Here is a 14,434-nt window from a genome sequence, read left to right as displayed (position 1 = left end):
CATCGCCGCCGCGGCTAAGCGCTCGGTTCCGCCTTCTAAACGGGTTCCGCTCGGCAACGCGGGAGCGGCTAGCTACGCTGTGGCACTCGGGACCCGAACTTGGTCCCGAGTGCCACAGCTGGGCTACCCGTCCCGCTAAACCCGCCTCGTTCCACCCTCTCAGACGGGCTCCGCCCTCTAGTTGCTGCTCAGATGCGCCGAGTGGAAGTAGAAGTTCATGCCCGGGTAGGCGTAGACGGAGCGGGAGAAGTTGAAGATCACGTTGTTGCGCATGTAGTTGATCTGCGCCAGCGAAATCAGGCTGGTGCCGACCTTCATCTCCATCAGGTCGGCGCGGTCGGGCCCCAGCGTCGCGACGGACATGAAGTCGTCGCTTGAGTAGGGAACGATGTCGTAGGTGTCCTTGAGAAAATCGAAAATCGATGAATCAAGCGCCTCGGTGGAGACGAACGGCACCACATCGCGCATGTAGTAGGCCTCTTCCAGGGCGTAAAGCTTCTCGTTCATGTAGCGCAGGCGGATGATGCGCCACAGTTCCTCCGCGGCCGAGATCTTCATGTTTTTGGCCAAGGGGATCTCGGCGGCGTTGACCTTGTCGAAGGTGACGACCTTCGACGTGAGCGGCCCGTGCTTGACGAGCGACTTGCCGGCGCCGATGGACAAATTGACCGTCATTTTGCCCTCGAGTTGCAGCTCGTTAATATAGTAGCCACTGCCTTGGACCCGGCGCAAAAGCCCGTGCTGGTAAACCACGTCAATCGCTCGCCGGATGGTGTTACGACTGACCTGGTAGTCGCTCATGAGCTCCTGCTCGGTTGGCAGCTTGGTGGTGTATTTGCCGGCCTGAATCGCCTTGATCAGTTCTTCCGCGATTTCGTGATACATACGCAGCCCTCCAGACAAATCTTAGTTGCAAGTACTTGTATTATTTGTACCCATGTATTATTATAGCATTGTGATGAAAGCGGTTAAACCTAACCGCCCAAAATTTTTAACTCAAGGGAGAGATTTACCATGGCAGAAAAGACGATTATGCTTGTGTGCTCCGCTGGTATGTCCACGAGCCTGTTAGTTTCCAAGATGCAAAAGGCCGCCGCAGCTGACGGCATTGAAGCCGACATTTTTGCAACCGCTGCCTCCGACGCCGATCACAAGATCGCCGAGAAGAACCCGGACATTCTGATGCTCGGCCCTCAGGTTCGTTACATGCTTGGCCAGTTCCAGAAGAAGGTTTCCATCCCAGTCGAAGTCATCAACATGCAGGACTACGGCATGATGAACGGCGAAAAAGTGCTGCGCGAAGCCCTCTCTTCCATCGAAAAGGCCGCAAACTAAGCATTCAAGAGTAAGCGCCGCCAAGTAAGCGCTTGACGACGCCCAGCAAGGCCGGCCCTTGAGCCGAAGATGACTCAGGAGACGGCCTTGTGTTGTGACTGGGCCAACCAGTCTGCCAACCGAATAATCAGGCGCCGCGGCGCCGCGAACATAAAAGGAGAAACATCACATGGCTGAAGAAGAACAGAACATGGAAACCATCATGGGGCTCATCATCAACGGCGGTAACGCCAAGAGCTCCGCTTTCGAGGCGATTGCCGCCGCCAAGGAAGGCGACTTCGACAAGGCCGACGCCAAGCTGAAGGAAGCGGATGGTTTCTTGGTTGAGGCGCATAACGCGCAGACCAAGATGCTGACGGCCGAGGCCAACGGCGACCACGCGAAGGTCACGCTGCTGATGGTTCACTCGCAAGACCACCTGATGACCAGCATCACCTTCCGCGACCTCGCCGGCGAGATCGTTGACCTTTACAAGCGTCTGGGCAACAAGTAATGACGAGCCGAGACAGCGATGTCTCGGCTTTGTTTGTTTTGGGCTTGACGGCCCAATCAGTTCCGCTCGAGTCGGGGGGCAGAGGGCGGAGCAAGTCAAAACGGGTTCCAAAGCGCAACGCGGGAGCGGCTAGCTACGCACCAGCGCCGGAGCACAACCCGCCCCAACGCTGGCGCTAGGCTACCCGTCCCGCTAAGTTCGCGCTTTTCCACCCTCTCAAACGGGTTCCCCAAGGCAACGCCGGTTCGGCTAGCTAAGGCCGGACACTGGGCCAAGTTCAGGCCCAATGCCCAGCCTTGCGCTACCCGACCGGCTAAACCCGCCTTGGGTCACCCTCTCAAACGGGTTCCACGAGGCAACGCGGGAGCGGCTAGCTACGCACCAGCGCCGGGGCACAACCCGCCCCAACGCTGGCGCTAGGCTACCCGTCCCGCTAAACCCGCCTCGTTCCACCCTCTCTCAAAGGAGCGTTATGACAATGACAAAAGGTTACAAGATGCCCGAAGGCTTTCTTTGGGGCGGCGCCAGCGCCGCTCACCAGATGGAAGGCGGCTGGCAAGAAGGCGGCAAGGGGCTGTCCATTGCTGATGTGATGCGAGCCGGGGCCAAGGACGTGCCGCGGATCGAGGACGACAAGGTGCTGGACGGTGAGGTCTACCCGAACCACTGGGGCGTCCAGTTCTACTCCCACTACAAGGAAGACATCAAACTCTTCGCCGAAATGGGCTTCAAGTGCTTCCGGCTGTCCATCGCCTGGACCCGCATTTTCCCTAACGGCGACGAGGCCGTGCCGAACGAGGCAGGGCTTGCCTTCTACGACGACGTGTTTGCGACCTGCAAGCAGTACGGCATCGAGCCGATTGTGACGCTGGCCCATTTTGAAATGCCATTGAAGCTGGTCAAGGAATACGGCGGCTTCCGCAACCGCCAAGTGGTCGACTTCTTCGTGAAGTTCGCCGAGACCTGCTTCCGCCGCTACCACAACCAGGTCAAGTACTGGATGACCTTCAACGAGATCAACAACCAGACCAGCTGGCGCGATGCTCACCCGATGCTGCAAAACTCCGGCGTGATTTTCAAGGAAGGCGAGAACAAGGAAGAGGTCATGTTCCAGGCCGCTCACCTCGAGTTCGTCGCCTCGGCCCAGGCCGTGCAGATCGCCCATGCGATCGACCCGACCCTCCAAGTCGGCGACATGATCGCGATGAGCCCGATCTACCCGCTAACCGCCAAGCCTAAGGACGTCATGATGGCCGAACGCGCGATGCGCTACCGCTACTACTTCGGCGACGTCCAGGCGCTGGGCGAATACCCGCAGTGGCTGCTCAACTACTGGGACCAAAAGGGTTACCAAATCGACGTGACGGAAGCCGACAGGGCCATTTTGAAGGCCGGCGCCGTCGATTACATCGGTTTTTCCTACTACAACTCCGGGGCCGTCGAGTACAAGGACGACAACCCGGACATGGTCTACGACGAGCCCAACTCCCAGGTGCCGAACCCGTACGTGCCACGCTCCGATTGGGGCTGGCAGATCGACCCGGTCGGCCTGCGCTACGCCATGAACTGGATGCAGGCGCGTTGGAACAAGCCGATGTTCATCGTTGAAAACGGCTTTGGCGCCTACGACAAGCTGGAAGACGACGGCAGCATTCACGACGACTACCGCATCAAGTACCTGAGCGACCACATCGCCGAGATGGAAAAGGCGGTGGTGATCGACGGCTGCAACCTGATCGGCTACACCCCGTGGAGTGCCATCGATATCGTCAGCGCCTCCACCGGCGAGATGAAGAAGCGCTACGGCCTGATTTTCGTCGACGCCAACGACGAAGGCCAGGGCAGCTTCGAACGCCGCCGCAAGGACTCGTTCTACTGGTACCAAAAGGTGATCAAGAGCAACGGCGCAGAGCTGTAGGCTGTGACCACGCAAAAGACCGCATCGACAAGCTGTCGGTGCGGCCTTTTTGGACGCTGTGGTCACGGGGGTGAGTGGGGCCGACCAGGGCGGCGCCGGCAGCGAGCCTTGCCGCTTGCGACCGGCGGTTGGCGCCTGGCCGCCACGCCGCGACCGCGGAACCGCCGCCGATGAATGCGCTTGCTTTTTGGCACTTCGCCTCGTAAACTGGCGGTAGCAAACTCGGGAGGTGCCGCCATGGCCAAGCAGTCCGGCTCCAGGCTGAACACGATTCTGCGCAACATTGAGATTGCCTTTTTCGTCGGCCTCGTGGTGGTTCACCTGACGCCGGGCATCGCGGTGCGGTGGGTGCTGCTGCGGCGTGGCTACGTTGAAGCGGCTGTGGCGGCGCGGGTCGTGCCGCGGCGGGTGAAGCACGAAAGCTACACGGAACACGACAATCAGCTGATTTACTTCGTCGAGCCGCATCCGGTGTCCCACGAGCCGGATGGCAGTTACGTCAGCGCCTACTACGTTCGCACGTACGGGCTGAGCTGGGCGGAGCCCGTGATTGATCAGATCTAGCTCGGCGTCTCAATGTCACAACGTCGGCAATCTCAAAAACCGTCTGACCTTTTTCTCATCGAAAGAAAAAGGCCAGACGGTTATCTGATTGCGGCGTCATTTTACCCAAAATGATGCAGAAAAGGCAACCGGTGGCGTCGAAGTCACCAGCTGCCTTTTTAAGCGGTCTGTTGCGTGGAACCTCACCGGCTGCGGTGCTTGAAGGCCATCGTGGCGGCGACGGCCTGCTGCCAGCCGGCGTAGAGGTCCTCGCGCCGCGCGGCCGCCATTTGCGGCGTGAAGCGGCGGCCGACCCGAGCAATTTGGCGCAGGGCCTGGGTGTCCGGCCAGAAGCCGACGGCGAGCCCGGCGAAAAAGGCGGCGCCCATCGCCGTGGTTTCGAGGTTCTCGGCCCGTTCGATCGGGGTCCCCAGCAGGTCGGCCTGAAACTGCATCAGGTAGTTGTTGTTGGCGGCGCCGCCATCCACCCGCAGCGCCGGAATCTGGATGCCGGTGTCTTGAATCATGGTGTCGACCACGTCGCGGGTCTGGTAGGCCAAGGCCTGAAGCGTCGCCTTGACGAAGTCGTCGCGGGTGGTGCCGCGGGTCAGACCGAACACCGCGCCTCTGGCATCGGCCGCCCAGTACGGGGCCCCGAGGCCGGTGAAGGCCGGCACCACGTAGACCTCGTCTTGCGACTGCGACCGGGCGGCGATTTCTTCGGAGTCACCGGCGTGAACCAGGAGCTGCATCGCGTCGCGCAACCACTGCATCGCCGACCCCGAGACGAACACGGAGCCTTCCAGGGCGTAGGTGATGTCGCCGTTCAGGCCGTAGCCGATGGTGGTCAGCAGGTTATTGGCCGACGCGGTCGGGGTGTGGCCGGTGTTCATCACGATGAACGAGCCGGTGCCGTAGGTGTTTTTGACCATGCCCGGCTCAAGCGCCAGCTGTCCGAACAAGGCGGCCTGTTGGTCCCCGGCCATGCCGGCGATCGGCGTCTCGCTGCCGTAAAAAGCGGCCGCCGCGGTGGTGCCGTAGACCGTCGCGTTGCTGCGAACCGCCGGCAGCAGGGCGGCGGGGATGTTCAAAAGCCGTAAAATGTCTTCGTCCCACTGCAGCGTGTGGATGTTGAACAGCATCGTGCGAGACGCGTTGGTGTAGTCGGTGACGTGAATCGCGCCGCCGGACAGCTTCCAGGCCAGCCAGGTGTCGATGGTGCCGAACAGCAGCTCGCCGGCCTCGGCTCGGGCCTGGGCCCCGGGCACCGCGTCCAGCAGCCAGCGGATTTTGGTCGCCGAGAAGTACGCGTCGATCAGCAGTCCCGTTTTGGCGTGAATCAGGTCGGCCAGGCCGCGGTCGCGCAGGTCCTGGGCGATCGCGTTGGTCTGGCGCGACTGCCAGACCACGGCGCGGTGGATCGGCAGCCCGGTCGCCCGGTCCCAGATCACCGTGGTTTCGCGCTGGTTGGTGATGCCGATGCCGGCGACCTGCTTGGGCTGGATGCCGCTTTGGGTGAAGGCCTGAGACATCGTGGCCGAGACGGCGTTCCAAATCTCGTTGGGGTCGTGCTCGACCCAGCCGGGCTGGTCGAAGTACTGCGTGAACTCGCGCTGCGCGTCGGCGACGATTCGCCCGGCGTGGTCGATCAGAAGGGCCCGGGTGGAGGTGGTGCCCTCGTCGATGGCGAGGATGTAATGGTTAGTCATTGTCAAACTCCTTGGGTGCCAGTGGCACGAGTGTCGGCGCCAAGCTGCGGCGCGGCCTTTCTTATGTTAGCGCATGGCCTGGGGTCGCACAACCGCAAGGCGGCAAAAAGGCGGTGGGGGAATGGCCCGGCAGCGCGGTGGTCGGTGGCCGGTGTCGCATTCGGGTCGCCGGCCACCGCGCCGCCACCGCGTTTCGGTCGGCAGCTCGTGCTGCCCGGCATTCGGGTCGCCGGCCACCGCGTTCCGACCGCCGCCGCGCCGCGGTGCTACCGCGTTTGCGGGTCGCCGGTCACCGCACCGCCGCTGCGTTTCGGGTCGCCGGTCACCGCGCCACCGCATCCGGTTCGCCGCCGCATCCGGTTCGCCACCGCATCCGGGTGGCCGGCTCGCGCCGCACCGGGCTTCGGTTGGCGCGGCACCAAAGCCCGAAGCAAAGTCGGGCTCTGGGCCCATGCCGCAAGGGCCGGCGCTTGGTACACTAATGAGCGTGGAGGTGGGGAGAACATGCGACGGTGGGTGATCAATAGTGTTGGGCTGCTGGTGATTCTGGGAACGCTGTGCTGCACGGCGCCCTTGGTGACGCGCGACCGGACCACGGCCGGGGCGGCGGTGCTCGACGCCATCAACCCGCTGGTTACCACCCAGGAGTACTACGCCAGCACCGCGGCGGCGCCGACCCGCACGGCCAACGCCCATGGCGGCCGCGATTACCACTATCGGCTGACCGCCTACGACCGCGGTGGCCGGCCCCGGCGGCTTTTGATCACCGTGACGGATCAGCCGCTACAGTCGCACACCTACCTGCGGGTGCAGGCCAAGGGCCAGACGTCCAGGGCTGGCACTCGGTGTCACGTCCCGCACTTCCCAAAAGCGTGCGGGTCAAACTCAGATAACCTCTTGTGAACGCGCGGCCGGGGCAACCCGGCCGCTTTTTTCTTACCGTTAGCGTAAGGACATTATAATAGAAGAAAGCAAAACCCCGGCGGCGTTTCAACCGAAACGCCGCCGGGGTTTGAGCTTACTTACTGGTTATCGTCGGTGCTGGACAGGTAGAGGTTCAAGGCACTCTTCAGCTCCGCGTCGGTGACCTTGACGTTGGCCTTCTTCAAGGCCTTGGAGAAGACGTTGCGCATCACCGTGGTGTTTTTGAGCCAGGAGTTGTAGATGGTGGTCTCAAGCTCCTGCTTGTGCTCGGCCAGCGTCCCCTTGCCCGGGTTCTTGACCAGCTTGATCACCTCGTAGCCGGCCGTGGTCTTGACCGGTGTCTTAGTGTAGGCGTTAACCTTCAGCGCGTAAGCCGCGTCCTTGAAGGTCGAATCCAGCGTCTTATCGGTGCTGGTCACCGTCAGCTTGCCGCCCTTGTCCTTGGTCGCGGTGTCGACGGAGTACTTGCTGGCCAGCTGGGCGAAGTCCTTGCCGGCGGCCAGCGCGTCGATCACGGTCTGAGCCGTCGCCTTGTCGGTGGTCTGGATGCGCTGCACGGTCAGGGTTGGCTTGTAGCTGGCCCATTGCTTCTTCAGCTCGGCCTTGGTGATCGGGCGTTCGGCCTTCAGCGCCGCCTCACCGAGCAGGTTCAGGCGCAGCGTGCGACGGAACAGCTTGGGGGTCATGTTGTTTTGGCTCAAAAAGGACGCGAACTGCGAGCCGTACTGCGCCTTGTAGGAGTTGTACTCGCTGGTGACGGCCGCCGTCTTGACCTGCTTGCCGTAGCTTTGGTCAAGCGCCTTGTACAATAGGAGGTTGGCCAGCGCCGTCTTGGTGTTGGGCATCGTCTTGAGCTCCGCGTAAAACTCGGATTCCTTCACCTTGTGCCCCTTGTAGGTCGCAATCACGGGGTCTTGCCCCTTGCTGTCTTGCTGGCTGCACCCCGCGGCCGTGGTCAGCCCCAGGACCAGGCCGGCCAGGAGCAGTGTTTTGGTGATCCCATTCTTCATATCCAAGCCTCCGTTTTCGTGTGAATGAAAATACTGCTTCAATTCTAATTTATTCGTAATGATATTTCAACGGAATTTGAAAATTTCCGGTGTAAGCGGCGAGAATAGCCAGGAATCAGGGCCTCTAGAACTTTTTATGAATACTTCGTTAAAATCTGATGATAAATACTGTGTTTATGATTATAATGGCGATATTGCTACCAAGGCAATTTCAAATTTTGAGAAAAGCATGGAGGGGTCATTGTGAAGCTTAAGAATCGCAAATTAACGATTTTTCTGGCGAGCACCGCGGCTTTAGGGGCATTAGCGGTCTCACCATTCCTCGAGACGCAAGTTAAGGCGGACATCAACGCACAGCTGCAAACCATCGCCAAGTCGGGCACAACGGCTAAGACGGCAGCCACGGTTGCGGAAGGGACCACCCCAATTCGCCAGGCAATCATCGATCAGCTTGCCGCCAAGGGTGTCAACTTCAACACGCTGACGAACAAGCAGCAGCAAAACGCTTACGTCGACGTGATCGTGCAGTTGACCGCTAAGCCGGCCGCCGAGAACGGCTCGGTTACCGCCAACTACTCCAGCACCGCCGAAATCCAGGCGGCGTCCAAGGCCGTCATCGCCGCCCAGGCCGGCGTCAAAGCCGCAGTTAAGACTGTGACCGGCCAAAGCGCCACCAAGAGCTACGGCTACGTGGTCAACGGTTTTGCCACCAAGGTCAAGGTCGAAGACATCGCCGCAATTCAGAAGATTGCCGGCGTCAAGTCCGTCACCGTCAACCGCCAGTTTTACTCCATCGAATCCGCCTCGTCGTCCAACGACATGGCCAACGTTTCGACCGTGTGGAACAACTACAAGTACAAGGGCGAGGGGACCGTGGTCTCCGTCATCGACACCGGGATCGACGCGTCGCACAAGGACATGCGCCTGAGCGATCCATCCAAGGCTAAGATTTCCCAGGATGACGCCAACGCGTTCGCAAGCTCCGTCGGCTACGGCCGCTTCCTGACCGACAAGGTGCCTTACGGGTACAACTACGCCGATGACTCCAACGAGTACATCGCAGACGATACCGTTGAGGAACAGCACGGCATGCACGTCGCCGGCATCATCGGCGCCAACGGCACGACTGGCGACGCGACGACCTCCGTTGTCGGCGTTGCGCCGGAAGCCCAGCTTTTGGCGATGAAGGTGTTCTCGAACTCCGACGCCGAGGCGACGACCGGTTCCGACACGGTTGTGGCCGCGATTGACGACTCCGCCAAAATCGGCGCCGACGTCTTGAACATGTCCTTAGGTTCCGGCTCTGGGACCCAGATGGCCGACGATCCGGAGCAGGCCGCGGTTCAAACCGCGATCGATGCCGGCACCGCCGCCGTCATTTCCGCCGGTAACGACGGCTCCAGCACCTCTGCCACCGACGGCTCCAACGTCGGCTACTTCGACACCGAAGACACCGAAATGGTCGGCGGCCCTGGCGTTGCCCGCAACGCGACGACCGTCGCCGCGGCCGAAAACACCGACGCCGTGGGCTACTCCGTCAGCATCAAGGATGGCGACACCGACGTGGTGACGCCTGAGCTGACCCAGCTGTCGACCAGCGCCACCCAAAAGGACTTCGACGCCAAGAAGTTCTTCATCGCGCGTGACGCCGATGGCCAGCTTGGCCTCGGGACGCCTGACGAGTTCACCGCCGACGCCGCCGGTAAGGTGGCAGTTGTTGCCCGTGGCGACTTGGCCTTCACCGAAAAGCAGGCTAACGCGCTTGCCGCCGGTGCCAGTGCCTTGATCATCGTCAACAACACCGATGGCGACGTGCCGTTGACCTCCATGTCCATCGACGACAGCATCCCAACGATTTCCTTGTCCCAGACCCAGGGCAACAAGCTGGCCGACTTCGTGACGGACGGCCACACCGACGACACGCTCAGCGTAACGCTGGGCCTGCGTCAGTCGCACAACGCGGCCTACGACGCCGACAAGATGTCCTACTTCACGTCTTACGGCCCGACCTCCGATCTGTCCTTCAAGCCGGACATCACGGGCCCTGGTGGTAACATCTGGTCGACCCAAAACAACAACGGCTACATCAACATGTCCGGGACCTCGATGTCCTCACCGTTCATCGCCGGCACCCAGGCCCTGTTGAAGGAATCGATCACCAACGCCGACAACCCATTCTTCGCCCAGTACCAGGCGATGAGCGGCGCCGAACAGGTCGGCCTGTTCAAGGCCATCGAGATGAACACGGCCAAGCCGATCCTCGACGACAACTACGACAACGCAATCCAGTCCCCACGTCGCCAAGGCGCCGGGATGGTCGACGTCGAAGCCGCGATCGAACGCCTCGAGACCAACCCGTCGACGGTTGCGTCCGACAACGGCTACCCGGCCGTTGAGCTCAAGAGCATCAGTGGCAACAAGCGCCAGTTCAACGTCACCTTCACCAACCGCACGGCCAAGGACCTGACCTACACGCTGGATCCGACCACCGGCACCCACGCCGTTTACACCGACGCCATCGATCAGACCGACGGCACGATGTACGACACCCAGGTTTACGGGGCGACGATCCGCGCCAATGACGACATCGTCGTGCCGGCCAACGGCACCAAGACCGTGACCCTGACGCTGACCCTGCCGGAAGGCCTGAGCCAAAACCGCTACATCGAAGGCTTCATGGGCTTCACCGGCTCCGACGGCACGACCCTGAACCTGCCATACATGGGCTTCCGCGGCAACTGGGATGCCCAGCCGATTTTTGATCCGGTCAACGGCCAGTCCGCACAGGCCCTGGGGCTTGGCTCCTCGACCTTCCTGTACAGTGGCACGGCCATTCTTGGGACCACCGGCGATTCCGACACCGTCGATGAAGACGCCGTCGCAATCTCGCTCAGCCCGGATGCCGACTACACCACCGTCCAGGGTGAAGCCTACACGTTCCGCAACGCGTCCGACGTGAAGTTCCAGATTCTGGACGCCGACGGCAACGTGGTCACCACGCTGTCTGAGTCGACCAACGAAACCAAGTCGTACTACTACCAAAACGGCGGTTACTACCTCACGGTCAGCCTGCCGAAGTGGGACGGGACCGTCATCGATCAGGCCACTGGCAAGTCCGTTCAGGTGCCTGATGGCCAGTACACCTACCGGGTATCCGCGATTGGCGACGGCGCTTCCGAAGACAGCCGCCAGACACTCGATCTGCCATTCAAGATCGACTCCGTGGCACCGGAATTGCGCAACATCGGTCTGACCTCTGAGAACGTCGACGGCAAGACCCAGTACTACGCAACGGGTGAGGTCAAGGATGACTTCTCCGGTTTGGACATCAGCAAGCAGGCCGGCGTCGGCATCAACGGCGAAATCAACTTCGACACCTACGAAGTGACCGGCACCACGGCCGATGGCTACACGCAGATTAAGGTACCGCTGACCGACGCGCAGGCCAAACTGTTGGCCGGCGGTCGCAACAATGTTGAGCTGTACGTGACCGATAACGCCACGAACTACGTAGATGACGTCAATGAGAACGTTCAAAAGCCTGGCGCAATTGGCACTGGTCTTGTTTTGACCAACCCAATTCCGTCGACCATCAACATCTCCAACAAGGCACTGCAAATCATCTCCGGCGGGGTCTACTACGTCATGCAGGGGACTTACGACGGCGATGTTTACGGGACCTACACCGACAAGGATGGCAACACCCAAGACCTGATCGTCAACAGCGACAGTGGTGACTTCCTGGCCGCAATGCCGATTGCCGCCCTGGCCGATTACGACACGAGCTTCAACTTCTACGCTGACGCCGCTCACACGCAGCTGCTCGGCCGCTACAACGCTCACGTCGCATTTACCACACCTGAACTTGGCAGCTTCACCGTTAACGGTGGGGCGGATCAGACCTCCGAAGCGACCGTCAAGGCTGCCGGGACCGTTTCTGCAGACACGGTTTCCGCCACGGCTTCGATCAATGGTGGAGACGCCATCGATCTGCCAATCGACGCCAGCCACAATATCGACACCGATCTGCCGGTAACCTTCGGCGACAACGCGATTACCATCACGCTGACCGATGCCGACGGGAACACCGACTCCTTCGATTACACGGTCAACTCCAGTTACGATGCAGAGCCTTTGACCAACGCGGTCACCTTCGACAACGGGATTAAGTTCGGGACCAACTACATGGACACCGCTGACAAGGCCTACGATGCCGCAACCGGCACCTACCACCTGACCGGCCACGTCAAGCACCCGACGACCAGCCTCGAAATCGCGGGCAAGCACGTCGACGTCAAGTCCGACCTGTCCTTCAGCGTTGACCTGCCGGTTGGCACCCTGGGCAAGCACGACTTCAGCGTTGTCTTTGGCAACACCCTGACCGGCGAAACCGTTCAGGAGCGTGTCTCCATCGTCCTTGATTCCATTGCGCCAGAACTGACGCTGGATCAGGCCACCGATACCGACATTCACACCGACAAGGACACCTTCACCATCAGCGGGACCGCGACGGACAACTTCGACTACCTCGAAGTCTACATCAACGACAACCAGGTACTTCAGACGTACGGTGGCGCCAACTGGAACACCAAGACGCCTGGCACCAGCCAGTCGTTCTCCGAAGTTGAAAAGCTGAAGGAAGGCAAGAATGTCTTCACGGTCACGGTTTCCGATTCCACGGGTAACCAAGTCGAAAAGACGGTCACGGTTTACTACGACAAGCCAGCAACCACCGGCACTGGCACCGAAACCGGCAACACGGGTTCCGAGACTGGCACCGGCTCCGAGACCACCACGGACACGCTCCAGAGCGTTCTGGACGCGATCGCGGCGGCCAAGAAGGACGCAAGCGACGTCGGCGAGGCCATCAACCCGGCAACGGGCAACACCTTCAACGGTGACTTCAACGCCCTGGCCGCTGACCTGAAGATCAGCAAGCTGACCCCGGCCCAGGCCAAGGCGCAGCTCGCCGACCTGATCAAGGCGGTTGCAGCCTACCGCGCCGCCAACGGCATCACCGCGCCGACGACTGACACCGATACTGACACCGACACGGATACCGACACTGGTTCCGATACCGGCGCCACCGACACCGCAAGCCCGGTCCTGACCGCGATTGACGCGGCCAAGAAGGCACTCGGCGCGACGCTCGGCGAAACCACGAACCCGGCGACGGGCCGCACGTTCTACGGCGACCTCGACGCTTTGGCAGCGCAGGTCAAGGCCGGCTCCATCTCCGATGAAGACGCCGAAACTACGCTGAACCAGATCATCAGCGCCGCCTACGTCCAAGGCGATATCGCCACGGTCAAGGCAGCCTTCGCCAAGGCCGACTTGGGCAACACCAAGGACACCGCGACGGGCCGCACCTTCAACGGCGACGTTGACTACCTGAAGGCTCAGGCCGCTTCCGGCGCGATCACGCCAGAAGATGCCGAAAAGCAGCTGAGCGGGTTCGTTGACAACGCGCTGGACGCCTTCACTGCCGCCATCAAGCAGGCGACGCCGGTTGCCATCGGCAACGCGACGGATGCCGCGACGGGCCGCAGCTACTACGGCGACCTCGACAACGCGAAAGCGGCCGGCCAAAAGGCCACGACGCTTGCCGACAAGCTGGCGCAGTTCGACGCACTGGTTGGCTTCAAGGCCGACATCGCAGCAGCCAAGGCCGGCACTACGGCTCCGGCCGCAACGACCGACACCAAGACCACTACGACCAAGGTCGGCGCTAAGTTCGCCGCCTTCGCCAAGGCCGTCAAGGCAGCCTTCCAGAACCTGACCAAGTAAGCTCCACTAACCAAAAGCACGACCATCGCAGCGATGCGGTGGCCGTGCTTTTTGGTCTGGTTGGTTACGAGGGTGAACAATTGGACTTGAACGGCGTGGAAAACCGCAGAATTTGCACCTACAAAGCGCGAGCCAAATTGCTTGACGGCTAATTGGTCCGGTGTTAAGCTACACTCGAATGATCAGTCACGTGCGGGGATGGCGCTGCGGCCGCAGTGCTGGCACCTCTGCCGCATAGGGGAACGATCCGGAGCGCAAGCGCCTCTAGTACCCCACCCATGCCAAGCCGCAGTGTAGTGCCACACGGCTTTCAAACTCAAGAGTTTTAGTGCAACTCCTTCAACTTAGGAGGAGATACCAGGGTAAAGGATTTCACCAACCCACCGCTCGCACCAAGCTGGGACCTACTCGCAACGCGAGGTAGCTGCGGCCCCGACGAGCGCGGTGGTGGCACCACCACGGTAAGCAACGGACAGCAACGTAATCGAATTAGGCCAAGGCCACCGGATTCACACCGTCCGGTGGCTTCGGCGCGGCCGCCGCAACCCAATCGTTGCGGCGGCTTTTTGACGTCATCAAGAAAGGCGCAAAAAAAAGCCCCGGCTGGTGGCACAGCGGGGGCAGGAGTAAGGAGTTTGGAATATGAAGAAAGTGGGTTTGGGGATAGAAGTAAGTGGCAGGCTTATTTCTATGGTTCCAGAATAGCCGGCGCGTG

General features: G+C 60.9%; 9 protein-coding genes. 6 read left to right on the top strand and 3 right to left on the bottom strand.

All coding sequences use genetic code 11. The features are described 5' to 3' along the window. Positions 1-177: 177 nt before the first annotated feature. The gene (locus NUH19_RS03610) at positions 178-885 is read right to left on the bottom strand and encodes a GntR family transcriptional regulator (protein ID WP_262315186.1); all 708 of its coding nucleotides are present in this window, start codon (positions 883-885) and stop codon (positions 178-180) included. 129 nt (positions 886-1,014) lie between these two features. On the opposite strand from NUH19_RS03610, the gene NUH19_RS03605 reads away from it, so the two are divergent. From NUH19_RS03605 to NUH19_RS03590, 4 genes are all read left to right on the top strand, one after another. Continuing rightward, positions 1,015-1,335: a PTS sugar transporter subunit IIB gene (locus NUH19_RS03605; protein ID WP_262315185.1), complete on the top strand. Its 321-nt coding sequence runs from the start codon at positions 1,015-1,017 to the stop codon at positions 1,333-1,335. A 169-nt stretch (positions 1,336-1,504) separates the two neighbouring features. Beyond that, the gene (locus NUH19_RS03600; RefSeq protein WP_262315184.1) at positions 1,505-1,828 is read left to right on the top strand and encodes a PTS lactose/cellobiose transporter subunit IIA; all 324 of its coding nucleotides are present in this window, start codon (positions 1,505-1,507) and stop codon (positions 1,826-1,828) included. Positions 1,829-2,306: 478 nt separating this feature from the next. Further along, positions 2,307-3,746 (top strand): 6-phospho-beta-glucosidase, encoded by a 1,440-nt coding sequence (locus NUH19_RS03595; protein WP_262315183.1) that lies wholly within the window; start codon positions 2,307-2,309, stop codon positions 3,744-3,746. Positions 3,747-3,983: 237 nt separating this feature from the next. Next, complete coding sequence (locus NUH19_RS03590) at positions 3,984-4,310, top strand: hypothetical protein (protein WP_262315182.1); 327 nt, start codon at positions 3,984-3,986, stop codon at positions 4,308-4,310. Positions 4,311-4,492: 182 nt separating this feature from the next. On the opposite strand, the gene glpK is transcribed toward NUH19_RS03590, so the two are convergent. Continuing rightward, positions 4,493-5,998 carry a glycerol kinase GlpK gene (gene glpK, locus NUH19_RS03585; RefSeq protein WP_262315181.1) on the bottom strand — a complete coding sequence of 502 codons (1,506 nt, stop codon included), beginning with the start codon at positions 5,996-5,998 and terminating at the stop codon, positions 4,493-4,495. A 504-nt stretch (positions 5,999-6,502) separates the two neighbouring features. Between glpK and NUH19_RS03580 the strand changes: the two genes are divergently transcribed. Continuing rightward, the gene (locus tag NUH19_RS03580) at positions 6,503-6,901 is read left to right on the top strand and encodes a YxeA family protein (RefSeq protein ID WP_262315180.1); all 399 of its coding nucleotides are present in this window, start codon (positions 6,503-6,505) and stop codon (positions 6,899-6,901) included. Between the two features lie 119 nt (positions 6,902-7,020). Here NUH19_RS03580 and NUH19_RS03575 read toward each other — a convergent pair whose 3' ends face one another. Next, the gene (locus NUH19_RS03575; RefSeq protein WP_262315179.1) at positions 7,021-7,932 is read right to left on the bottom strand and encodes a peptidylprolyl isomerase; all 912 of its coding nucleotides are present in this window, start codon (positions 7,930-7,932) and stop codon (positions 7,021-7,023) included. 243 nt (positions 7,933-8,175) lie between these two features. Between NUH19_RS03575 and NUH19_RS03570 the strand changes: the two genes are divergently transcribed. Then, positions 8,176-13,719, top strand: a complete 5,544-nt coding sequence (locus NUH19_RS03570; protein WP_262315178.1) for a S8 family serine peptidase — start codon at positions 8,176-8,178, stop codon at positions 13,717-13,719. Positions 13,720-14,434 lie beyond the last annotated feature (715 nt).

Source organism: Lacticaseibacillus parakribbianus, from assembly GCF_025490915.1.
Classification (GTDB): Bacteria; Bacillota; Bacilli; order Lactobacillales; family Lactobacillaceae; genus Lacticaseibacillus; species Lacticaseibacillus parakribbianus.
Note: the sequence above shows the minus strand (reverse complement) of the source record. Positions and strands in the feature narration are given on the sequence as shown.

What these genes read in the sequence shown, in the direction of transcription:
- NUH19_RS03600 (WP_262315184.1), top strand. Translation starts at nt 1,505, where the DNA reads ATGGCTGAAGAAGAACAGAACATGGAAACCATCATGGGGCTCATCATC.
- NUH19_RS03595 (WP_262315183.1), top strand. Translation starts at nt 2,307, where the DNA reads ATGACAAAAGGTTACAAGATGCCCGAAGGCTTTCTTTGGGGCGGCGCC.
- NUH19_RS03580 (WP_262315180.1), top strand. Translation starts at nt 6,503, where the DNA reads ATGCGACGGTGGGTGATCAATAGTGTTGGGCTGCTGGTGATTCTGGGA.
- NUH19_RS03575 (WP_262315179.1), bottom strand. Translation starts at nt 7,932, where the DNA reads ATGAAGAATGGGATCACCAAAACACTGCTCCTGGCCGGCCTGGTCCTG.
- NUH19_RS03590 (WP_262315182.1), top strand. Translation starts at nt 3,984, where the DNA reads ATGGCCAAGCAGTCCGGCTCCAGGCTGAACACGATTCTGCGCAACATT.
- NUH19_RS03605 (WP_262315185.1), top strand. Translation starts at nt 1,015, where the DNA reads ATGGCAGAAAAGACGATTATGCTTGTGTGCTCCGCTGGTATGTCCACG.
- glpK (WP_262315181.1), bottom strand. Translation starts at nt 5,998, where the DNA reads ATGACTAACCATTACATCCTCGCCATCGACGAGGGCACCACCTCCACC.
- NUH19_RS03610 (WP_262315186.1), bottom strand. Translation starts at nt 885, where the DNA reads ATGTATCACGAAATCGCGGAAGAACTGATCAAGGCGATTCAGGCCGGC.